Source organism: Gordonia sp. C13, from assembly GCF_023218005.1.
Classification (GTDB): domain Bacteria; phylum Actinomycetota; class Actinomycetes; order Mycobacteriales; family Mycobacteriaceae; genus Gordonia; species Gordonia namibiensis.
The window spans coordinates 50,719-72,884 of the sequence record NZ_JALPSY010000001.1; the positions used below are offsets into that span (position 1 = coordinate 50,719).

Annotated in this window: 20 protein-coding genes and 1 tRNA gene; 8 read left to right on the forward strand and 13 right to left on the reverse strand. The window is 68.3% G+C overall.

Annotated features, from left to right (window positions below; genetic code table 11):
* Together M1L58_RS00230 and M1L58_RS00235 are read right to left on the reverse strand one after the other, a co-directional pair.
* On the reverse strand, window positions 1-1,476 hold the full coding sequence (locus M1L58_RS00230; RefSeq protein WP_248657421.1) for an MFS transporter: 1,476 nt from the start codon (window positions 1,474-1,476) through the stop codon (window positions 1-3).
* Window positions 1,473-1,925 carry a MarR family winged helix-turn-helix transcriptional regulator gene (locus tag M1L58_RS00235; RefSeq protein ID WP_248657422.1) on the reverse strand — a complete coding sequence of 151 codons (453 nt, stop codon included), beginning with the start codon at window positions 1,923-1,925 and terminating at the stop codon, window positions 1,473-1,475. Before M1L58_RS00235 ends, M1L58_RS00230 begins: the two co-directional genes overlap by 4 nt.
* A gap of 84 nt (window positions 1,926-2,009) precedes the next feature.
* Here M1L58_RS00235 and M1L58_RS00240 point away from each other — a divergent pair, with 84 nt between their 5' ends.
* Window positions 2,010-2,933, forward strand: a complete 924-nt coding sequence (locus M1L58_RS00240) for a manganese-dependent inorganic pyrophosphatase (RefSeq protein ID WP_248657423.1) — start codon at window positions 2,010-2,012, stop codon at window positions 2,931-2,933.
* Window positions 2,934-3,065: 132 nt separating this feature from the next.
* The gene (locus tag M1L58_RS00245; RefSeq protein WP_248657424.1) at window positions 3,066-4,664 is read left to right on the forward strand and encodes an HNH endonuclease signature motif containing protein; all 1,599 of its coding nucleotides are present in this window, start codon (window positions 3,066-3,068) and stop codon (window positions 4,662-4,664) included.
* Window positions 4,665-4,906: 242 nt separating this feature from the next.
* Here M1L58_RS00245 and M1L58_RS00250 read toward each other — a convergent pair whose 3' ends face one another.
* Together M1L58_RS00250 and metH are read right to left on the reverse strand one after the other, a co-directional pair.
* The gene (locus M1L58_RS00250) at window positions 4,907-5,695 is read right to left on the reverse strand and encodes a crotonase/enoyl-CoA hydratase family protein (protein WP_248657425.1); all 789 of its coding nucleotides are present in this window, start codon (window positions 5,693-5,695) and stop codon (window positions 4,907-4,909) included.
* Window positions 5,696-5,719: 24 nt separating this feature from the next.
* Window positions 5,720-9,310, reverse strand: a complete 3,591-nt coding sequence (gene metH, locus M1L58_RS00255; RefSeq protein ID WP_248657426.1) for a methionine synthase — start codon at window positions 9,308-9,310, stop codon at window positions 5,720-5,722.
* A gap of 51 nt (window positions 9,311-9,361) precedes the next feature.
* On the opposite strand from metH, the gene M1L58_RS00260 reads away from it, so the two are divergent.
* The gene (locus M1L58_RS00260; RefSeq protein WP_006868267.1) at window positions 9,362-10,240 is read left to right on the forward strand and encodes a PAC2 family protein; all 879 of its coding nucleotides are present in this window, start codon (window positions 9,362-9,364) and stop codon (window positions 10,238-10,240) included.
* Complete coding sequence (locus tag M1L58_RS00265) at window positions 10,237-11,370, forward strand: alpha/beta fold hydrolase (RefSeq protein WP_248657427.1); 1,134 nt, start codon at window positions 10,237-10,239, stop codon at window positions 11,368-11,370. Before M1L58_RS00260 ends, M1L58_RS00265 begins: the two co-directional genes overlap by 4 nt.
* Here the strand turns inward: M1L58_RS00265 and M1L58_RS00270 are convergent.
* The 6 genes from M1L58_RS00270 to M1L58_RS00295 all read right to left on the reverse strand — a co-directional run bounded on the left by M1L58_RS00270 (window position 11,351) and on the right by M1L58_RS00295 (window position 16,317).
* Window positions 11,351-11,659 carry a hypothetical protein gene (locus M1L58_RS00270; RefSeq protein ID WP_006360419.1) on the reverse strand — a complete coding sequence of 103 codons (309 nt, stop codon included), beginning with the start codon at window positions 11,657-11,659 and terminating at the stop codon, window positions 11,351-11,353. The two genes, M1L58_RS00265 and M1L58_RS00270, sit on opposite strands and share 20 nt — an antisense overlap.
* Before the next feature lie 56 nt (window positions 11,660-11,715).
* Entirely contained in the window at window positions 11,716-12,966 is a 1,251-nt protein-coding gene (mshC, locus tag M1L58_RS00275) for a cysteine--1-D-myo-inosityl 2-amino-2-deoxy-alpha-D-glucopyranoside ligase (protein ID WP_248657428.1), read from the reverse strand.
* A gap of 87 nt (window positions 12,967-13,053) precedes the next feature.
* The gene (locus M1L58_RS00280; protein ID WP_248657429.1) at window positions 13,054-13,929 is read right to left on the reverse strand and encodes an SCO1664 family protein; all 876 of its coding nucleotides are present in this window, start codon (window positions 13,927-13,929) and stop codon (window positions 13,054-13,056) included.
* A 16-nt stretch (window positions 13,930-13,945) separates the two neighbouring features.
* Window positions 13,946-14,653, reverse strand: coding sequence for a DUF3090 domain-containing protein (locus tag M1L58_RS00285; protein WP_248657430.1), 708 nt, complete (start codon window positions 14,651-14,653; stop codon window positions 13,946-13,948).
* 25 nt (window positions 14,654-14,678) lie between these two features.
* The gene (locus M1L58_RS00290; protein WP_248657431.1) at window positions 14,679-15,416 is read right to left on the reverse strand and encodes an MSMEG_4193 family putative phosphomutase; all 738 of its coding nucleotides are present in this window, start codon (window positions 15,414-15,416) and stop codon (window positions 14,679-14,681) included.
* Between the two features lie 58 nt (window positions 15,417-15,474).
* Entirely contained in the window at window positions 15,475-16,317 is an 843-nt protein-coding gene (locus tag M1L58_RS00295; protein ID WP_248657432.1) for an undecaprenyl-diphosphate phosphatase, read from the reverse strand.
* Between the two features lie 157 nt (window positions 16,318-16,474).
* Between M1L58_RS00295 and M1L58_RS00300 the strand changes: the two genes are divergently transcribed.
* From M1L58_RS00300 to M1L58_RS00310, 3 genes are read left to right on the forward strand one after another with little or no spacing between them, the layout of a single operon-like run.
* Entirely contained in the window at window positions 16,475-17,536 is a 1,062-nt protein-coding gene (locus M1L58_RS00300; protein WP_308221782.1) for a hypothetical protein, read from the forward strand.
* Window positions 17,537-17,539: 3 nt separating this feature from the next.
* Window positions 17,540-17,863, forward strand: coding sequence for a DUF5703 family protein (locus M1L58_RS00305; RefSeq protein ID WP_248657434.1), 324 nt, complete (start codon window positions 17,540-17,542; stop codon window positions 17,861-17,863).
* Complete coding sequence (locus tag M1L58_RS00310) at window positions 17,857-18,993, forward strand: quinone-dependent dihydroorotate dehydrogenase (protein WP_248657435.1); 1,137 nt, start codon at window positions 17,857-17,859, stop codon at window positions 18,991-18,993. Before M1L58_RS00305 ends, M1L58_RS00310 begins: the two co-directional genes overlap by 7 nt.
* Window positions 18,994-19,007: 14 nt before the next feature.
* Here the strand turns inward: M1L58_RS00310 and M1L58_RS00315 are convergent, their stop codons facing one another.
* A complete protein-coding gene (locus M1L58_RS00315; RefSeq protein WP_006868257.1) occupies window positions 19,008-19,553 on the reverse strand; it encodes a YbhB/YbcL family Raf kinase inhibitor-like protein in 546 nt (181 codons plus the stop codon).
* A gap of 61 nt (window positions 19,554-19,614) precedes the next feature.
* Complete coding sequence (locus M1L58_RS00320) at window positions 19,615-20,949, reverse strand: M20/M25/M40 family metallo-hydrolase (protein ID WP_006868256.1); 1,335 nt, start codon at window positions 20,947-20,949, stop codon at window positions 19,615-19,617.
* Window positions 20,950-21,056: 107 nt separating this feature from the next.
* On the opposite strand from M1L58_RS00320, the gene M1L58_RS00325 reads away from it, so the two are divergent.
* A tRNA-Leu gene (locus M1L58_RS00325) sits at window positions 21,057-21,142 on the forward strand.
* Window positions 21,143-21,213: 71 nt separating this feature from the next.
* On the opposite strand, the gene M1L58_RS00330 is transcribed toward M1L58_RS00325, so the two are convergent.
* On the reverse strand, window positions 21,214-22,140 hold the full coding sequence (locus M1L58_RS00330; protein WP_006868255.1) for a mechanosensitive ion channel family protein: 927 nt from the start codon (window positions 22,138-22,140) through the stop codon (window positions 21,214-21,216).
* Window positions 22,141-22,166 lie beyond the last annotated feature (26 nt).

A 22,166-nucleotide genomic window follows, 5' to 3' on the forward strand; every position in this document is an offset into this window, starting at 1 on the left:
TCACGGCATCCAGGTCCCCGACGTGGCCTCGATCCGCTCACGGGTGCGAGCAGCCGTTCCGCGTGCCCACGCCCCGGTCGAGACGAACGCGAGGACGAGTACCGCAGCGCCGCACAGCGCCATGCTGATCCACACCGGGCGGGCGGCCGAGGCGAGCCCGTCGGCGACCGATCCCTCCATCCCGGCAAAGGCCACCGCGCCGAACACCGCGACCCCGAGCGCGGTGCCGACCTGACGGCCCGTCGAGGCCATCGCCGACGCCAGACCCGCTTGCGTGCGGGGCATCCCGGACACCGCCCCGTTGGTGATGGGCGCGTTGAGGAACCCGAAACCGAGCCCGAAGACGAGGTAGGCGGCGCCGACGTAGACGAGGGAGGTGTCGTTGCCGAGGCCGGTGAGCAACAGGGCGCCCGTCACCATCCCGACTCCCCCGATCACCATCGGCGTCCGGGCTCCCCGGTCGCCCACGAGCCGACCGGCGATGGGCGCGCAGACCACGGACGCGGCCGCCATCGGCAAGGTCATCAGTCCGGCGTTCAGCGGCGACATCCCGCGCACCTCCTGCAGGTACAGGGTGTTGAGGAAGAGGAAGCCACCGGTGGCGGCGAAGGCGATGACGGCACACGCCACCGAGCTCGAGAACGGCACGCTCCGGAAGAAGCGCGGGTCGAGAAGTGGCTCCTCGCGGCGACTCTCGTAGGTGATCATCGCGATGAGCGCGCACGCCGAGACGGCGAAGCACGCCAGCACTCCCGGCGACGTCCAACCCTGCGGACGCCCCTCGATGATCGCGAAGGTGAGGGTCGCGAGGAGGGTCAGGATCAGCACCTGCCCGACCGGATCGGCGCGACGAGCGTGCTCGGCTCTCGACTCCGGAACGAAACGCATCGTCAGCCCGAGGGCGAACAGGCAGACCGGGACGTTGAGCCAGAAGATCGCCTCCCACCCGATGCCGGAGACGAGCGCCCCGCCGACCACCGGTCCGAACGCGAGGCTCATGCCGAACGCCGTGCCCCACAAGCCGATCGCCTGGGCGCGTTCACGTGGGTCCACGAAGACGTTGGTGACGATCGACAGCGCGACCGGGTTGAGCATCGCCCCGCCGACGGCCTGCAGCATGCGTGCGCCGATCAGCGCCTCCGGTGTGGGCGCGAGCGAACACAGCACCGACGCGACACCGAATGTCAGCAAGCCGACCTGGAAGATCCGCTTGCGGCCGAAGCGATCTCCGAGCGACCCGCCGAAGATCAGCAGGCTCGCGATCACCAGCGCATACGAGTCGAGGACCCACTGCAGTTGCGCCGGCGTCGCGCCGAGGTCCGAACTGATGGACGGCAGAGCGACGTTCACCGCAGAGACGTCGAGACCGACGATGAACAGGCTCAGGCAGCAGGTGGCGAGGATCACGAGGCGGTCCCGCCGGGTCAGAGTGCCGTCGGCCGACCGTGCGCGCAGCGCCGCGCGTGCGGCGTTCACGACTCGGCCGCCGTGCGGAGAAGGTCGAGCAGTTCGGCGAGCTGCCCGAGCTGTACCTCGTCGAGGGCGGTGAACATCTCCGGTGCGGTGGCGGGGTTCGCGGTCACCTCATCCACCACCTGGCGTCCCGTCTCGGTGATGGTCACCCGTTTGCATCGCCCGTCGTCGGCGTCGGCCTCTCTCGTCACGAGTCCACGGTCGACGAGGTCGTTGACGATGCCGCTCATCGCCGAGGCGTCCACTCCCATACGCTCCGCGAGGTCGCGTTGCGTCATCGGTCGTACCGCCACGCGACGGAGTGCGCGGAACCGGCTGAAGGGGATGTCGATGACCTCGCTGATGCGGGTGCGGGATTCCCTGGCCTGGTCGCGCACGAGACTGTTCATGGTGAACCACACCTCGGTGGCGGTCTGCGAGCGCGGGCCCGCGCCGGCATCGGTTGTAGACATACAATGATTGTAGATTTACAACTATTCTCTTTGGCAGCCGCCGTAGGCTGGGTTTCAGCATCGTCGAGCGAAAGCTGAGTCGCCATGTCGAAAGTCCTCGTCATCGGACACCGGAACCCCGACACGGACGCGATCGGTTCCGCGATCGGCCTGGCTCGCCTCGAACAGGCGCTCGGCGTCGACGCCGAGGCCGTCGCACTCGGCTCCCCCGGCCGCGAGACGGCCTTCGCCCTCGACCACTTCGGGCTGACAGCGCCACGCGTGATCGAGCACGCGAGCCCCCACGACGTGATGCTCGTCGATCACAACGAACGCCAGCAGAGCGTCGCCGACATCGCCGACGTCACCGTCCGCAAGGTAATCGACCATCACCGCATCGCCAACTTCGAGACCGCCGCCCCGCTGTACATGAGAGCCGAGCCGGTGGGATGCACGTGTTCGATCCTGACGCGCATGTACGCGGAGAACGAGGTCGAGATTCCCGCCGACACCGCCGGGATCATGTTGTCGGCGATCATCTCCGACACCCTCCTGCTGAACTCACCCACGACCACCGACTCCGACCGCATCGCCGCCGAGGAACTCGCAACCATCGCGGGCGTCGACCTCGAGGACTACGGGAACCAATTGCTGCGTGCCGGAACGGAACTCGGCGACCAGCCGGCGTCGTCGATCATCGGCCTCGACGCCAAGACCTTCACGATGGGCTCGGTGAGCGTGCGCGTCGCGCAGCTGACCACCGTCGACGCCGACGCCGTCCTCGCTCGCCGCGACGAGTTCTTCGAGGCCATGACCACGGAGAAGGAGACCGCCGGCCACGACCTGTTCCTCCTGCTGATCACCGATGTGATCGCCTGCGACTCCGACCTTCTGGTGGTCGGCGAACCCGTGGACGCCGTCGAACGCGCACTCGGGGTCACGGTTGCCGACGGGCACGCCTTCGGCAAGGGCATCGTGTCGCGGAAGAAGCAGATCGTGCCGCAATTGACGGAGCAGCTGGCTGGTTGAGTCCGTCCAAGCGCCAGCCCGGACGGATAGCCGCGATACCATGCCGCACCGACAATTTCGGGGATCGATTGGGTTTCGATACTCGTTGCACAGCAACGGAATTGCGAGTACTATCGAACATATATTCGACCAATGTCTCCGGGGGTGACCGTCTTGACCGAGATCTCGCTGTCCGGCGCCCCGGTTTCGCGCGCTTGTGAACTCGTGCAGGAACTGCACCGGATCACCGCCGAACTGCAGACCGCCGATCTGACGCAGTGCTCCGATTCCGAACTCGTCGACGTCGCGGCCGAAACCGAACGTGCCATCGCGCGACTGAGTTTCGCCGGTGACCGCCAGATCGTCGAAGCCACCGAACGAGACCTCCCCCACAAGACCGGCCACCGCAGCGTCATCCAGTTCATGACCCACCGACTGCGCGTCGCCGAACCGATCCGACGCCGCAACCAGATGTCGGCCACCGCAAGCTTTCCCAGCCACACCGGCGAGCAACTGCCACCTCAACATCCCGCCCTGGCCGAGGCATTCGCCGGTGGCCGCGTCGGACCTGCGCACGTGCGAGCGGTCGTCGAGGTGCTCGAGCAGATTCCGCACGCCGTCGACCACGACGTGAAGGTCGCCGCCGAACGACAGATGGCCGAGATCGCCGTCGACCACACCCCCGCCGACATCGCTGCCCTCGGCGCACGCCTGCTGGCTCACCTCGACCCCGACGGCACACTCGCCGACGACACCGACCGCAAACGCCGCCGCAACCTGTCGGTCCACCGCCAACGCGCCGACGGCACCGCCAAACTCACCGCCAACCTCACCCCCGAACTCCTCGCCCGGGTCACCATGCTGCTCGCCGTCTGGGCCACACCCGGCATGAACAACCCCGACGACCCCGACTCCCCACACGGATCGATCGAAGACGCCGACCCCGAAGCCGTCGCTGCTGCGGCCGAACGCGACGACCGCACCCCCGCCCAGCTCAATCACGACGCGTTCAACGCCCTGCTCAAAGCTGTCTTCGAGGACGGACTCCTGGGTAAGAGTCACCGCGGGTTACCGACCCAACTGATCATCAAAGCCGACCTCAACGACCTCCGCCGCGAAGCCGGCTTCGCCACCACCGCCACCGGCACGCTGATCCCCATCCCCGACCTCATCGACATGGCCGCCGACGCCCAGCCCTGGCTGGCGGTGTTCAAAGACGCCACCGCCGTCCCGCTGTACTTCGGACGCGGCAAACGCCTGGCCACCCGCGAACAACGATTGGTGTCCTTCGCCCGACCCGACGGCGAGAACTGCTCCACCCCCGGCTGCGACCTCGCCGCCGCACACGTCGAGATGCATCACGCCCAACTCGATTGGGCAGCAGGTGGCCTCACCGACATCACCGACCTCGCCCCCGCCTGCCCGAAACACAACCGCATGGTCAGCAACCAACCCGGCGGCTACACCACACGCATGGTGCGCGAAGGCCCCGACGAAGGACGCTGCGCCTGGCGACTCAACGCCGAACCCGGCGCACCACCCAACCCTGAACGCATCAACCGGCGACCCGACATACCCCGCCGGTTCGCCGAACACCTCCAACAAGTGCGCGACGAGATCCACGGACCCCAACCGGAGTCCGGCGATACCCCACGCCTACAGATGCGTCAGGTCATCGACCTCCGCAACGCCTCCGACGCCGAAGCCACCCTCGCCTCAATACTGCTTGCCGCCGCATACCCGCGCGGCTGACGCAGCGAGCCTCGAAGGGCTGGCAAACCGGCCATCGTCAGGGTCGAAAAGGTCCGTTCCCTGAGAAGCGCCCAGATCCCGACTGCCGAACCTCAACTCGACCGGCAGACGTCGATCGAAGTCTGCCGGTCGGGTTGACGTCGACCGGTAGTCAGGTAGCCGACGATGTCTCACCAGCCCTTCGTGGCTCGTCGACTTCGATACGCTCCTTCGTCGCTACTCAGCCCGGCGGCTTGCGCTCCTCACACCTCGGGAGCAGAGGCGACGCCCTCACCATGACGCCCCGCGCCGCCGGCGAAGCGGGTGGCTCCCGCGACGGTGTCGGACGCGAGCGACACCAGGCCGTGCCGTAACTCGTTGCTCATCGCGGCATCGAGGTCCTGGCCGTGTTGCTCGAGAACAGACATCCGGTCCTGGCGTAGGCACATTTGCGGGAACTGCGCGATCTGAGTCGCGAGTTCGACGGCGGCGTCGAGCGCCGTCCCCGAAGGCACAACCCGATTCGCGAGTCCGATCTGCAACGCCTCATCGGCTGCGACCGCACGACCGGTGAGGATCAGGTCCATCGCACGACTCTCCCCGATCAACCGCGGAAGCCGCACCGTCCCACCGTCGATCAGCGGGACGCCCCACCGCCGGCAGAAGACGCCGAACACGGCATCCTCCTCGACGACGCGCATGTCCGCCCACAGGGCGAGTTCGAGTCCACCGGCGACGGCGTGACCGGAGATCGCCGCGATCACCGGCTTGGACAACCGCATCCGGGTCGGGCCCATCGGGCCGTCGCCGTCGGCCTCCACCCGGTTCGGGGTTCCGTCGGCGATGGCCTTGAGATCGGCTCCCGCGCAGAACGTCCCACCCTCGCCGTAGAGCACGGCCACCGATACGGACTCGTCGGCGTCGAACCGACGGAACGCATCGGCCAAGGCGTCGGCGGTCGCACGGTCGACAGCGTTGCGGCGGTCGGGACGATCGATCCCGATGATCCGGACCGGCCCCTGCGACCGTTCGATCACTTCCGACACGCCCATCGCCCCCGGTCAGTCGTCGAACACCTACGTGTTGAAGTACTTGGCTTCCGGATGGTGCAGCACGAACGCATCCGTGGACTGCTCGGGATGGAGCTGCAACTCCTCCGACAGCCGGACACCGATCCGCTCCGGCTCGAGCAACTCGATCATCTTCGCGCGGTCCTCGAGATCCGGGCAGGCACCGTAACCGAAGGAGAAACGCGCACCGCGGTATTCGAGGTCGAAGAAGCCCTGAGCGTGCTCGGGATCCTCGCTGTCCATCGACCGGTCACCGAACTTCAGCTCGCTGCGCACACGCTGATGCCAGTACTCGGCGAGCGCCTCGGTCAGCTGCACACCGATGCCGTGCACCTCGAGGTAGTCGCGGTAGGCATCCTCGGCGAACAGCTTGTTCGCGAAGTCGGCGATCGGCTGTCCCATCGTGACGAGCTGGAACGGCAGGACGTCGACCCGGCCGGCGGCCTTCGCGGCCTCGCGCGACTGGATGAAGTCGGCGATGCACAAGAACCTCGATCGCTGCTGGCGCGGGAACGAGAAGCTGAACCGAACCGGCGCATCAGGATCGGGCTCGGTGAGCACGTGGACGGTGTCACCCTCGCTGACCGCCGGGTAGTAGCCGTACACCACCGCGGCGTGCTGCAGGATGTTCTCGGTCGCGAGCCGGTCGATCCAGTAACGCAGACGCGGCCGGCCCTCGGACTCCACAAGCTCCTCATACGACGGGCCGTCGCCACCGCGGGCGCCGCGCAGGCCCCACTGGCCGAGGAACAGCGCACGCTCGTCGAGCAGCTGCAGGTAATCGGCGATCGGCACACCCTTGACGATGCGCGAACCCCAGAAAGGCGGGGTCGGGATCTCGTTGTCGGCGGCCACATCCGAGCGCGCCGGCACCTCGACGGGCTCCTCGGCGGCCTTGCGCTTCGCGGCGATGCGCTTGGACCGCTCGTGGCGTGCCTTGCGCTCGGCCGTCTTGGCCGCCTCGGCCTTGGCCTCGTCGCTGTCCGGGTCGGGTCCGCCGCCGCGCTTGCGCGCCATGATGTCGTCCATCAGCCGCAGGCCCTCGAAAGCGTCACGCGCATAGTGCACGTCGCCCTCGTAGACCTCCGACAGGTCGTTCTCGACGTACGAACGCGTCAGCGCCGCGCCGCCGAGCAGGACCGGATACTCCTCGGCGAGACCACGCGTGTTGATCTCCTCGAGGTTCTCCTTCATGACGACGGTCGACTTCACGAGCAGACCGGACATGCCGATGACGTCGGCCTTCTTGTCCGCGGCGACGTCGAGGATGGTCGTGATCGGCTGCTTGATGCCGATGTTGACGACCTCGTAACCGTTGTTGGACAGGATGATGTCGACGAGGTTCTTGCCGATGTCGTGGACGTCGCCCTTGACGGTCGCCAGCACGATACGGCCCTTGCCGTCCTCGCCGGTCGCCTCCATGTGCGGTTCGAGGTGCGCCACAGCGGCTTTCATGACCTCGGCGGACTGCAACACGAACGGCAGCTGCATCTGACCCGAGCCGAAGAGCTCGCCGACGGTCTTCATCCCCGACAGCAGCGTGTCGTTGATGATCGACAGCGGCGGAACCTGGGTCATCGCCTCGTCGAGATCGTCGGTCAGGCCGTTGCGCTCACCGTCGACGATGCGTCGTTCCAGCCGTTCGAAGAGCGGCAGCTTGGCCAGTTCCTGGGCACGTGACTCGCGAGCCGAGGCGGCCGAGACGCCCTCGAACAGCTCCATCAGCTTCTGCAGCGGGTCGTAACCCTCGCTCCGGCGGTCGTAGACCAGATCCAGCGCGACCTGACGATGCTCCTCCGGGATGCGCGCCATCGGCAGGATCTTCGAGGCGTGCACGATCGCGGTGTCGAGGCCGGCCTGCACGCACTCGTGCAGGAACACCGAGTTCAGCACCTGCCGCGCGGCCGGGTTCAGGCCGAACGAGATGTTCGAGATACCGAGCGTGAAGTGCACATCGGGATGCGACTCGTGCAGCCGGCGGATGGCCTCGATCGTCTCGATGCCGTCGCGGCGGACCTCCTCCTGACCCGTCGAGATCGGGAAGGTCAGGGCATCGATGATGATGTCCTCTTCGGCGAGGCCCCAGTTGCCGGTGATGTCGTCGATCAGACGCTCGGCGACCCGGACCTTCCAGTCCGCGGTACGCGCCTGCCCCTCCTCGTCGATGGTCAGGGCGACAACGGCCGCACCGTGCTCGACGACGAGACGCATGATCTTGTTGAACCGCGAGTCCGGCCCGTCGCCGTCCTCGTAGTTCACCGAGTTGACCGCGCACCGACCGCCGAGCGCCTCGAGACCCGCGCGGATGACCTCCGGCTCGGTCGAGTCGAGCATGATCGGCAGCGTCGACGACGTCGCGAAGCGGCTCGCGAGAGCGGTCATGTCCGCGGCGCCGTCACGACCGACGTAGTCGACGTTCAGGTCGAGCATGTGCGCGCCGTCGCGCGTCTGGTCCTTGGCGATGTCGAGGCACTTCTGGTAGTCCTCGGCGATCATCGCCTCACGGAATGCCTTGGACCCGTTGGTGTTGGTGCGCTCACCGATGACCAGGAAGCTCGCATCCTGATCGAAGGGCACCGCGGTGTAGAGCGACGACGTCTCCGACTCGTGCTGGGGCGCGCGCGTCGCGGGGGTGACCTGCGCGACCGCCTCGGCGACCTGGCGGATGTGCTCCGGCGTGGTGCCGCAGCAACCGCCGACGAAGGAGAGCCCGAACTCGCCGACGAACTGTGCCATCGACTCGGCCAGTTCCTCCGGCGTCAGCGGGTACTCGGCACCCTTCGCGCCGAGGACGGGCAGACCGGCGTTCGGCATGACCGACACCGGGATGCGCGCATGCTTCGACAGATAGCGCAGGTGCTCGCTCATCTCCGCCGGACCGGTGGCGCAGTTCAGGCCGATCAGGTCGACGCCCAACGGCTCGATCGCCGCCAGCGCGGCACCGATCTCCGAACCGAGCAGCATCGTGCCGGTCGTCTCGACCGTGACGTGGCTGATGATCGGGATGCGTCGGCCCACCTGGTCCATGGCGCGCTGCGCCGCGATCACCGCGGCCTTCACCTGCAGCAGGTCCTGCGACGTCTCGACGAGCACCGCGTCGGCGCCGCCCTCGAGCATGCCGATGACGCATTCCTGATAGGCGTCGCGGATCGCGGCGAACGTCGTGTGTCCGAGGCTCGGGAGCTTGGTGCCCGGGCCCATCGAGCCGAGGACGTACCGGTCGGTGCCGTCGGCGGACGGACCCATCTCGTCGGCCACGCCGCGTGCGATCGCGGTGCCCTTGTAGGCCAGCTCACGGATGCGGTCGGCGATGTCGTAGTCGCCGAGGTTCGACAGGTTGCAGCCGAAGGTGTTGGTCTCCACGGCGTCGGCGCCGGCCTCGAAGTAGGCGCGGTGGATGCCCTCGAGGACGTCGGGGCGGGTGTCGTTGAGGATCTCGTTGCAGCCCTCGAGCTGGTTGAAGTCGTCGAGGGTCAGGTCCGCGGCCTGGAGCATCGTGCCCATCGCCCCGTCGCCGATCAGGACGCGCCGCGACATCGACGACATGAAGGTCGTGTCGAAGTCGCTCGGTCGATGGCCGGAGTTTTCGAAGGACATGGTTGACAGCGTAGTTCGCCCTCTCTGCGTGTTCGGTCGTAGGCTGGTTCGGTGAACGCTGAGCAGATGTCGAACCTCCCCCAGCTGCGCAGACCCATTCTGCTCGCGGCCTTCGAGGGATGGAACGACGCCGGGGACGCCGCCAGCAGCGCCGTCGAGCACCTCGCCCTCGAATGGGACGCTCGTCCGCTCGCCGACATCGACTCTGATGAATACTACGACTTCCAGGTCAACCGCCCCACTGTCAAGCAGGTGGACGGCGTGACCCGGCGCATCGAGTGGCCGACGACGTCGATCTCATACTGCAGCCCGCGCGGTGCCGACCGCGACATCGTGCTGGTCCGGGGCATCGAACCGAACATGCGGTGGCGTGCGTTCTGCGCCGAGATCGTCGAACTCGCCCAGGAGCTCGAGGTCGAGACCACCGTCATGCTGGGCGCGCTGCTCGCCGACACCCCGCACACCCGCCCGGTGCCGGTCACCGGGACGGCCTACAGCAGTGAGTCGGCGGCCCGGTACAACCTCACGGAGAGCCGCTACGAGGGCCCCACGGGCATCACCGGCGTGCTGCAGGACCTCTTCGTGCAGGCGGGCCTGCCCGCGGTGTCCTTCTGGGCCGCCGTGCCGCACTACGTGTCGACCCCGCCCAACCCGAAGGCCACCGTCGCGCTGCTGACGCGCGTCGAGGAGGTCCTCGACATCGAGGTCCCGCTCGGCACCCTGCCCGAGCAGGCCGAGGAGTGGGAGCGCGCGGTCACCGAGATGACCGAGGACGACGAGGAGATCGCCGACTACGTCCGCGGGCTCGAAGAGCGTGGCGACGCCGAGATGGATGCCGACGAGATGATGGCGAAGATCGACGGCGACGCACTCGCCGCCGAGTTCGAGCGGTATCTGAAGCGTCGCGGCCAGGGGCCGTTCGGCGGGTGAGCAGCCACCGATCGACGTTGGCGCTACGTGCCGGCGCCGGGATCGCGACGGGTCTCGCCGCGATAGGGGCCGGTACGGCGACGTACGCCGCGCGCAATCTCACCTACGACACCCGCGAGGCGGCCCGGCTCGCGTCGAGCAGGATGCGGCCGCGGGCGGTCACGACCCCCGACGGCGCCGTCATCACTTACGGCGAGGGACCCCGACACGGCCCTCCCCTGCTGCTGATCCCCGGCCAGCAGGTGTCGTGGACGGATTACGCAGCGGTGCTGGGCACACTCACCCGCGACTGGCAGGTCTTCGCCGTCGACGCCTTCGGACACGGGGGTTCGGCCAAGGAGCCGTCGCTGTACCCGGCCCTGCCGCAGACCGAGGCCCTCGCCTGGTTTGTCGAGAACGTCGTCGGCGCCCCCGTCGTCGTGGCGGGACATTCCTCCGGCGGGCTCCTGGCCGTGCGGCTGGCCGCCGACTTCGGAGACCGCGTGCGCGCCGTGCTCATCGAGGACGCACCGTTCTTCGGCACCGAACCCGACCGCGTGCACGCGACCTACGCCTGGCTCGACACGTTCCGGAACATCCACCGCCATCTCGAAGCCGGCGCATCGGCGGATGCGGACAGCTGGACCCGGTACTGGGTCCGGCACAGCCACCTGCGGACGATGTTCGGCGACCGCGCGTGGGAGTCCCTGGTCCGGGGTCCGCTGGAGCGCCGCCTCGACCGGGATCCGCACGTGATCCCGAAACTGTGGTGGCTGCCGCCGACCCTCAACCGCGCGATCGCACTCACGGCCTGTCTGCAGGACGGAACCGGCGACTACGACCTGCGCTACGGGGAGATGTTCTACGACGGCTCGTGGCTCGCCGGATATGAGCAGGCCGAGACCCTCAGCCGGGTCCTCGTACCCACGACGCTGTTGCACACGACGACCCATGAGCAGGACGGCGTCCTGCTGGGCGCGATGACCTCCGACGACGCGGTCCGGGCGCACACGCTCATGCCGGACTGCCTGCTGATCGACCGCATACCGTCGGGACACGACATCCACCGGCAGCGGCCGCCGCTGTATGTCGACGCCCTGAACGCGCTACGGGATCGGATTCGCGCCCCGCTCAGCCGATCTTCTCGATAGACACGACCGGCGTGGTGATCCGCCACGTGCGGACGTCGGGATCGTCGGCGGCCCGTACCCAGAACTGCGCGGACTCGCCGAGCCGGCAGGACTTGACCCCGAGCAGCGGGATGTCCTCGGAATCACGGCGCAGCCGGCTGACGGTCCAGTCCTCGCTGTCGGTGCCGCCGACGCCGGGGGCACGCAGCAGCGTCATCTCCCCGAAATCGAGCAGGTAGGTGGAGGTCCGGGTGACCACGGTGAACACCCCGGAGTCGGTGTCTGGTCTGATCTCTTGCACGCGCGCCACGAGAGCACTGTACCCAGAGCGGTCACTCACTGTTCGCCCCGCACGACCCGGAGGGATCAGTTCTGCCGGGTCGCCGGGATGCCGAGCAGCGCGTCGACCGCGGCCGCGAGTGCCGCCGGGGCCTCCGCCGACGAGCCGATGCCGCTGCGCACGTCCGCGCTCCAGGCGTCCACTGCGGCAAGTGCTTTCGGGGTGTCGAGATCGTCGGCGAGATGCTGGCGGACGCGCGCGATGACATCTGCGGCGTCGGGTCCGGTGGGTGCGGCGAAGGCGGTGCGCCACCGGTCGAGACGTTCGACGGCGGTGTCGAGCACCGTCTGGGTCCACATGCGGTCACCGCGGTAGTGGTCGGCGAGCAGGGCCAGACGGATCGCGGCCGGGTCGACGCCCTCGCGACGCAGCACCGACACGAACACCAGGTTGCCGCGGCTCTTCGACATCTTCTCGCCGTCGAGGCCGACCATGCCGGTGTGCACGTAGTGGCGGGCGAAGCGGCGCGAATCCGTGAGTGCCTCGCCGTGGGCGGCCGAGAACTCGTGGTGCGGGAAGATCAGGTCGTTGCCGCCGCCCTGGATGTCGAACTCGATGCCGAGCCGGTTCAGTGCGATGGCCGAGCACTCGATGTGCCAGCCCGGACGTCCCGGACCGAAGGGCGAGTCCCACGACGGCTCGCCCTCACGCTTCGCGCGCCACAGCAAGGCGTCGAGGGGGTCACGCTTGCCCGTACGGTCGGGGTCGCCGCCGCGTTCGGCGAAGAACCGGGCCATGGTCTCGCGGTCGTAGCCGGACTCGTAGCCGAACTGCTCGGTGGCGTCGGTCCGGAAGTAGACGTCGGGGTACTCGGCGTCGTCGACGGTGTAGGCGGCACCCGAGGCGAGCAGCTTCTCGACGACCTCGATGACCTCGCCGATCGACTCGACGGCTCCGATGTAGTCGCGCGGCGGCAGCACGCGCAGAGCGGTCATGTCGTCGCGGAAGAGTTGGGTCTCGCGCGCACCGAGGTCGCGCCAGTCGACGCCGTCGCGGTCGGCGCGCTCGAACAGCGGATCATCGACGTCGGTCACGTTCTGCACGTAGTGGACGTCGTGTCCCTGGTCCCGTAGGACGCGGTTGACCTGATCGAAGGTCAGGTACGTGGCGGCATGACCGAGGTGGGTCGCGTCGTACGGGGTGATCCCGCAGACATACATGGTGGCGGTCTGTCCGGGGGTCACCGGACGGACCGCACGGTCGGCGGTGTCATAGAGGCGAAGGGCAGGTCCCTCGCCGGGTACCTCCGGAAGTTCCACATCGGGCCACGACTGCATGTCGTCCACTGTATTGCCCACGGACCGCGAGGTGTTCACGGCCCGGTCGGAGAGGCGCCGGCCGGCGACGCGGGTCACAGTGGGCCGTCAGAACGGGGGCCACGGGATGGGCCGGTGGCCCGGCGGGAGCGGCATGGTCTCGCTCTCGGCGACCACGATCGCCCGGATCGTGAGTGCGTCGACCTCGTCGACGGTGATGTGACGCAACAGTTCGTCCCGCAGCGCGCACCCGTCGGTCTCCAGCTTCTCGGCCAGTTCGGCGACATCGGCGACCAGGTGTCCGGGCACCTGCTCCCCCGCCCAGCCCCACAGGACGGTGCGGAGTTTGTCCTCGGAGTGCAGGCAGATGCCGTGGTCGATGCCGTAGACCCCGCCGTCGAGGCCCTCGAGGACGTGGCCGCCCTTCCGATCGGCGTTGTTCAGGACGACGTCGAGCACCGAGAGTCGCTGGAGTCGCGGGTCGTCGGCGTGGACGAGCACGACGGGTTCGCCGTACGGGTCGTAGGCCTGCAGGACGGCGAAGAAGCCGGCCGGCACCCGGTCGACCGGGCACAGGTCCACGAGGTCGACCCTGGGCTGGTTCTCGACGGGCGGGTGTTCGGTGTTGTCGGGCGTCTCGATCCAGCGCTGGACCATCCCCGGGCCGACCGGGCCGTCGCGGTGGATCGTCGTCGGGATGGCACCCCAGCCGAGGGCCTCCGAGATCAGGTACGACGCAACCTCGCGGCCGGCCAGCGTGCCGTCCGGGAAGTCCCACAGCGGAACCTCGCCGCGGACCGGCTTGTACACGCAGCGGATCGTCTGTTCGTCGAGCACGGCGTCGCACACGAGGGTGGCGTTGCTCGCCGACGGGATCCGACCGAGGATCGTCAGCTCCCCGTCGCGGAGGATCTCGAGCGTCGACACCTCAGCCGGCACCGGGTCCGAGGGCTCGGGCTGGGTGCTCGCGGCCTCCGACGTCAACGACCGTGCCCCTGTCTCACGTGTGGGAGGGTCCGGACGTGCCCGGATCATCGTCGTCGGGACCCTCCGGGTCGTCGTCGTCCTCGTCGACGAGGAAGCTCGGATCGGTCTGGGCCGCAAGGCTGTTGAAGACCTCGGGGTCGATGAAGTCGATGGACTTGCTCAACTCCGCATCACGCTTGTAGCCGTTGGTGCGCACGCACAGGTGGCCTTCGGGGTCGAGCGGTTCGCTGCACAGCGGGCACGGCTGGCGGCCGGCGGAGATGACCTTCGACGAGCGGGCGGCGAATTCCCGTGCGGCCGCGGTGGTCAGGAACACCCGCACGGCGTCGGGCCCCTCGTCGGTGTCGTCGAGCACGACACTCTCGTCGAACTCCCCCTCGGTGATGGCGAGGAGCTCCACCACGACGGCCTCGGACTCGGCGTCCCAGCCCAAACCCATGGTGCCGACCCGGAACTCGGCGTCGACCGGCATGACGAGCGGGCTCAGGTCGCCGACCCGATCGGTGGCCGGGGGGATCGGGGTCCCGAAACGGCGATGGATCTCGTCGAGGAGCGCACCGATCCGATCCGCGAGGATCTGAACCTGCTGCTTCTCGAGCATCACGCTGATGATGCGGGTCTCGTGGACGGCCTGGAGGTAGAACGTGCGGTCACCGGGTTGCCCGATCGTGCCGGCGACGAACCGGTCCGGGCTGCGGAACACGTGGATCGCTCGGGACATCACACCTCCTTGATTGTTGTGTTCATTATCCCGATGTCGCCGGGATCGTCGCAGTGGCACCGGTGTCTCCGCCCACGACCGCGTCGTCGGAGGCCTGCTGATCGTCTCCGGCGGGCGGACGCGGGGTCGGTATCGAGAGCTTCTGGGTGTTGTTGACGGTGTGCACGTACGGGCGCGACGAGGCGTAGCGGATGACGCTGATCGACGCCGGTTCGACGACGATGCGCTGGAAGGCGTCGAGGTGGCTTCCCATGGCATCGGCGACGATCGACTTGATGACGTCGCCGTGCGAGCAGGCGACCCACACCCCGGAACCGTCCGGTCCGCCGTAGATGCGGTCGAGATCGCGGACGGCGCGCACCGCCCGGGCCTGGACGTCGGCGAGCCCCTCGCCGTCGGGGAAAACCGCCGCCGAGGGCTGCTGCTGTACGACCTTCCACAGCGGCTCCTTGAGCAGCTCGGAGATCGATCGTCCGGTCCAGCCGCCGTAGTCGACCTCGGCGAGGTCGTCGACGACGACCTCCGGCGGGCGGTCGCCGTTGGTGCCGAGCGCGGCGAGCAACGGTGCGACGGTCTCTGCGCAGCGGTCGAGCGGCGAACGCACCACCGCCTTGATCTCGGCGAGGTGGTCGCCCAGGCGGCTCACGAGGTCGTCGGCCTGTGCGCGGCCCCGGTCGTCGAGGTGGACTCCGGGGCTACGACCGGCGAGCACACCCGAGGTGTTCGCCGTCGAACGGCCGTGCCGGAGAAGGATCACGGTCATGCCACAACCATAGGCAAGAGCGCAGGCGACCCGCACACGACGAGGACCGTCGGGATCGTCAGGTCGCGGAGATGGCGCCGGTCGACAGCAGGATGATCAGCACGACGCCGAGGACCACGCGGTAGGCACCGAACCAGTTCATCGAGTGATTGCCGACGAACTTCAGCAGCCAGGCGATGGCCGCATATCCGACGATGAAGGCGACGATCGTCGCGACCAGCAGTTGGGGCCCGGTGGCCTCCATGCCCTCGCCACTCGGATTGAACGCGTCCGGGAGGCTGAACAGACCGGAGGCCGTCACCGCCGGGATGGCCAGCAGGAACGAGAACCGGAACGCGGCCTCGCGTTCGAGGCCGAGGAACAGGCCCGCACTGGCGGTCGCACCCGATCGGGAGACGCCGGGGACCAGCGCCAGGCACTGTGCGCCACCCATCACCAGACCGTCGCGCAGGGTCAGCTTCTCCAGCGGACGCTGCTTCTTGCCGTAGCGCTCGGCCAGCCAGAACACACCCGCGAAGACGATCAGCATGATGGCCACCAGCCACAGATTCCGGCCGGTGGTGCGGATCTGGTCCTTGAGGACGAAACCGATGATGCCGATCGGGATGGTCGCGAAGATCACATACCAGCCGATGCGGTAATCGAGGTTGCGCTCCTCGGCCGAGAACAGACCCCGGAACCAGGCCGCGATGATGCGGACGATGTCCTTGGCGAAGAACAGCAGCACAGCGGCCTCGGTGCCGAGCTGGGTGACCGCGGTGAACGACGCGCCGGCGTCCTCCCCGAACATCAGTTCCGAGGCGATGCGGAGATGCCCGGACGACGAGATCGGCAGGAACTCGGTGAGACCCTGCAGCGCCCCGAGGACGATCGACTGGGTCCAGGTCATGGTGTCGGTCACGGCGCCCGATGCTACGCGGAGCCCCCACCGCCGACCCGGCTCGGTGACACGCGTCGACCCGCCTGAGCGTCGCACGCGAGCGGTCACGCAAGATGGGTTCATGCACTCGTCTCGACGACCGCGCCCCCGTCACCAGCCCCCGAAAGGTCTCGCACGGTTGCGTCGGCCGGTGGCCGCGGCGGCTACTCTCGCCGTGGGTGTGGCGATGATCACGGCGTGCGGGTCCGACGACTCGGGCACCCCCGACGTCGCGACCGTCGCCCCGGCGACCGCGGTCGAGGCACCCGCGACCTCCGAGCCGGCCGGCCTCACGGTCACCGCACCCGTCGGCTCGCGGGCTCTCGCCTCCTCCGGTCGCACGGTTGCCGTCGTCTCGCCGGACGGCAGCCAACTGTTCCGCTTCGACACCGCCACGATGACCGCGCCGCCCACCCACGTCCAGGTGCCGGGCCTGACCGCGCTCGCCCCGGACACCGACGGCGGCTACCTCGGCGTCGGACCGGGCTCGCTGGTCGTCGTCGACGCCGAGGGCCGCGCCCGTACCGCCGAACTCGACACCGATGAACCGACCGCGGTCGTGCGTGCCGCGTCCGGCCAGATCGTCGTGGGAACCGCCGACGGCCGGGTCCTGATCTACGACACCGAGTCCGAGAACGGGGAGTTCCAGAAGAAGCACGACCTGCGCGAGTTCGTCCGCGTGGACTCACTCACCGCCGCCCCGGCCTCCGCCGAGAACCTCGACGGCCAGGTCGTCGTCCTCGACCGCGCGCAGTCGTCGGTGACCCCGATCGACCCGGAGTCCGGCGAGCCCGGTCCCGCGCTGCGGGCCGGCAACGGCGCCACGAACTCGACGGTCGACAGTTTCGGGCGCATCCTGGTCGCGAACACCCGCGACGGCGAGATCCTCGGGTTCTTCGGGTCGCCGCTGGTCATGCGATTCCGCTACCCGGTGGCCGACGGCCCGTACGCCGTAGACTACGACGACACCCGCAACCTGCTCTGGGTGTCGACAACCGGGAACAACGAGGTGGTTGCGTATGACCTGGACGACGGTGAACCCACCGAGAGGCAGCGGTTCGCGTCTGTCGTCCAGCCCGACACCATCACCGTCGACGACGCGGGCACCGTCTTCGTCCTGTCTGCGCGCGACGGCAAGCTCCAGGTCGTCCCGCCGCCCGGCACCCCTCTGGGCGTCACCGCGGTCGAGCCGGGTCGGTGATCGATGAACGCTGACCGACGACCCCACACGCGGCATTCGCGGACCTTCGCCCGCTTGGGCGCCAAGTACCCCGCCGGCTGGGAGGTCACCTCGGAGGACGTCGAGTACATCCTGCTGAAGCTGCCGCCGGACGTCACCCGGGTGACCGCGTCGATGCGCCTCGCGCTCGAGGCCGAGTTCGGCGGCTGGGAGCTGTCGCGGGTCCGCCTCTACTCCGACGGCACACGCAAGGTCCTGCTGAAGCGCAAACGTCCGCCCCGCGGGGCCCGCGCACTCGACGAGAACCGTTCCACCGACCACGATCCCCGGAGCGCCCAGGCATGCTGACCGCACGAACCGCCACGAAGGTGCTGATCGCACTCAACCGGCGGTGCTATCCCCTGCTGCTCAAACTGATGTTCCTGCTTCCGCCGGAACGCATCCATCACATCGTCTTCGTGCTGTTGCGTGCGGTGAGCCGGTTCTCGGTGATCTCGTTCCCGGTGGCGAAGCTGCTGGCCCACCACGATCCGGTCCTACGCAGCCGGGTGTTCGGTGTGGATTTCCCGGTGCCCATCGGCTTGGCGGCCGGTTTCGACAAGACCGCCGGAGCCGTGAACGCTTGGGGGCAGATCGGTTTCGGTTTCGCCGAGATCGGCACCATCACCGGCCAGGGGCAACCCGGCAACCCGCAGCCGCGCCTGTTCCGCCTGCCCGCCGACCGCGCCCTCATCAACCGGATGGGCTTCAACAACCCGGGCGCGCACGTCGCCGCCGAACACCTCAAAGAGGTCCGGCGCGGTCCGGTGTCCGCACCGATCGGCGCCAACATCGGCAAGACCAAGGTGGTCCCGCTCGACGAGGCCATCGACGACTACCGGCTCTCGGCCGGCCTTCTCGGGCCCCTCGCCGACTTCGTCGTCGTCAACGTGAGCTCACCCAACACCCCGGGCCTGCGTGACCTACAGGCCGTCGACTCGCTGCGGCCGATCCTCACCGCGGTGCAGGCCGAGGTCCACGTCCCGGTCCTGGTGAAGATCGCACCCGATCTCGTCGACGACGACATCGACGCGGTCGCCGACCTCGCCGTCGAGCTCGGACTGGCCGGGATCGTCGCCACCAACACCACCATCGGCCGCGAAGGCCTGCGCACCCCGGACGCCGAGGTGCGCGAGATCGGTGCGGGCGGACTGTCGGGCGCCCCGGTCGCCGACCGGTCGCTGGCCGTCCTCAGGCGCCTCTACAACCGCGTGGGCGGGAAGATCGCGATCGTGAGTGTCGGCGGCATCGAGACCGTCGATCAGGCCTGGGAACGCATCTGCGCCGGCGCCGATCTGCTGCAGGTCTACACCGGGTTCATCTACGGCGGACCGCTCTGGCTGTACGAGCTGCACGCCGGTCTCGCCGAGCGGGTGCGCGCCGGCGGCTTCGCGTCCATCTCCGACGCGGTCGGCTGCGCCGCCGCCCACCAGCCCTAGCGAATCGCCCTGCGTCAGACGTTCTCGCCGGGTTGTTCGTAGGTGCCCACCAGGGTCGCGCGGGCGATCGCGTGGGAGAACAGGTTGAAGCCGAGGTAGGCCGGGGTGGCCGCCTCGGGGAGGTTCAGCGACTCGGTGTCGACGGCGTGGACGACGACGAAGTAGCGGTGCGGTCCGTGTCCGGGCGGCGGCGCGGCCCCGATGTAGCGACGCAGCGAGGCGTCGTTGGTCAGGGTCACGGCACCGTCGGGCAGACCCGTGCCGTCCTCGTCACCGGCGCCCTCGGGGAGGCTCGTGACCGATACGGGGATGTCGGCGACGGCCCAGTGCCAGAAACCGGACGCGGTGGGTGCGTCGGGGTCGTAGACGGTGACCGCGAAAGACTTGGTCTCAGCGGGGAATCCGGACCAGCTCAGCTGGGGTGACAGGTCTTCTCCACCCGCGCCCATGATCCCGCTCACCTGACCGTTGGCCAGCGGCGATCCGTCGGTGAGGCTTTCCGAGGTCAGCGTGAAACCGGGCAGGCTCGGTAGCGGGGAGTACGGGTCGAAGGACGACATGTGTTCACCTTTCTGACGTTTCGCGCATCGGAACGATCTGGTTCTCACTCTATGTGAGGGTTCAGCTGTGGAGCAGGAAGTGTTCGAACACCTTGGTGCCGAACAGAACCGCGTCGACCGGGACGCGCTCGTCGACGCCGTGGAAGAGCGCCGCGAAGTCGAGGTCGGGCGGCAGCTGCAACGGCGCGAAGCCGAAGCAACGGATGCCCAGCTTGGCGAACGCCTTGGCGTCGGTGCCCGCAGAGAGCATGTAGGGCACGGTCTTTCCGTGCTCGTCGTGCGCGAGGATGGCGTCGTTCATGGCGTCGACGAGGTGGCCGTCGAAACTCGTCTCGTAGGAGTCGAGGTGGGTGATCCACTCGCGGGTCACATTGGGCCCGATGAGTTCGTCGATCTCCTTTTCGAACGCCTTCTGCCGTCCGGGCAGCACGCGGCAGTCGATGACGGCCTCGGCCTTCTGCGGAATGACGTTGGCCTTGTACCCGGCCTTGAGCATGGTCGGGTTGGCCGTGTCGCGCAGTGTCGCGCCGATGATGCGGGCGAGGTTGCCGAGCTTGAACAGTGAGGTCTCGAGATCTGGCGCCTCCGGGTTGAAATCCAGACCGGTCTCGGCGCTGACCTCGGCGAGGAACTGGCTCACCGAGTCGGTCATCACGAGCGGGAAGGTGTGTCGGCCGATGCGCGCCACCGCCTCGGCGACCTCGGTGACGGCGTTGTCCGAGTGCAGGAACGACCCGTGGCCGGCCTGCGCGTCGGCGGTGAGGCGCATCCAGCCCAGGCCCTTCTCCGCCGTCTCGACGAGGTACAGGCGCTTCTGGGTGCCGTCGGGTCGGTCGACGGTCAACGAGAAGCCGCCGACCTCGCCGACCGCCTCGGTGATCCCCTCGAACAGGTCGGGGCGGTGCTCGACGAGCCAGTGGGCGCCCCAGGCCCCGCCGGCCTCCTCGTCGGCGAGAAACGCGAAGACGATCTCGCGCGGCGGGACCGTGCCGTCGCGCTTGAACTGGCGGGCGAGCGCGAGCGCCATCCCGGCCATGTCCTTCATGTCGACCGCGCCGCGTCCCCAAATGTAGCCGTCCTTGACGGCACCGGAGAACGGGTGGACGCTCCAGTCCGCCGGTTCGGCGGGCACCACGTCGAGATGTGCGTGGATCAGCAGGGCACCGCGATCGGAATCGGGCGGTCCGGCGAGCCGTGCGAAGACGTTCCCGCGGCCCGGACGACCTGATTCGACGTATTGTGTGGTGTATCCCACTTCTTCGAGTTGCTGCGCCACCCATTTGGCGCACTCTTCCTCGCCTTTCGTGGTTTCCGGCTCCCCCGTGTTGGAGGTGTCGAACCGGATCAACCGGCTGACGAGATCGACTACTTCAGTGGTCGCAGACTGTGAAGACACCCCTCACTCCTACGGGATTTGGGATACACGGGCAACCTCGGTTAGTGTTATCCCGCTGCCGCGAGATGGCGAGGAGAAATCCCCGCCGGAGCAACGCAGCAGAGCAAGTCCGAGTGGCGGAATGGCAGACGCGCTAGCTTGAGGTGCTAGTGTCCTATTAACGGACGTGGGGGTTCAAGTCCCCCCTCGGACACCGCAGAACGACGAGAAAACCCCCGGCTCCGGCCGGGGGCTTTCTCGTTGTCGGAGCTCGATATCCCGGGCTCAGGTACCGGCAGTCTCCAGGAGTGATCCCCACCGCGAGTACGGCAGAGCGATGTTGTTCTCCACGAAGGCCTGAAGGATCGCGCGTCGCAGCCGGCGCTGTACGGCCCACTGTCCGTTCGGCTTGGTCTTGACCGTCAGGCGCAGGACGATCTGCTCCGAGGACACCTCCTGCACGCCGAGCATCTCGATCGCTCCGAGGATGTCGGTGTCGTCGTCTTCGACGGCCCGCCGTGCCGCCTCGGCGGCGACCTGCTGCGCCTTGTCGATGTCGGCGCCCGGTGCGACCGGGGTGTCGACGCGGGCGACCGCGAACTCCTGGCTCATGTTGCCGACGCGGGCGATCTCGCCGTTGCGGACATACCAGAGGGTGCCGTCGATGTCGCGGAGCGTGGTGACCCGCAGTCCCACCGTCTCCACCTCGCCGATGGCCTCGCCGAGGTCGACGATGTCACCGACCCCGTACTGGTCCTCGAGCAGCATGAAGACACCGGTGACGAAGTCGCGCACCAGGTTCTGTGCACCGAAACCGATCGCCAGACCGACGATGCCTGCGGAGGCGATGAACGGCGCGATGTTCACACCGAGGACGCTCAACACCGACAGCACCACCCATACGAGCAGCACGATCGACACCGTCGACTTCAGCACCGAACCGATCGTCGCCGCCCGCTGGGCGCGTCTGGCGGCGATCTGGGCGCTGCGCTCGGTGGTCACCGTCTTGGGCCGCAGACCGCGCATGAGGGTCGCTCCGCGCGACTTCTCGCCGTCTCGGGACCGCGGACGGGTCGCCCTGTCGATGGTGCGGTGAATGGCGAAACGCACGATGAGCGCGACCAGGATGTAGGCCACGATCCGGATCGGATTCTCAATGATCCATTCGCGATTCGTCTCGGTCCATTCGAAGGCCAGGTTCTGAATGGTCATGACCCCGACCGTACGGACGATGAGAT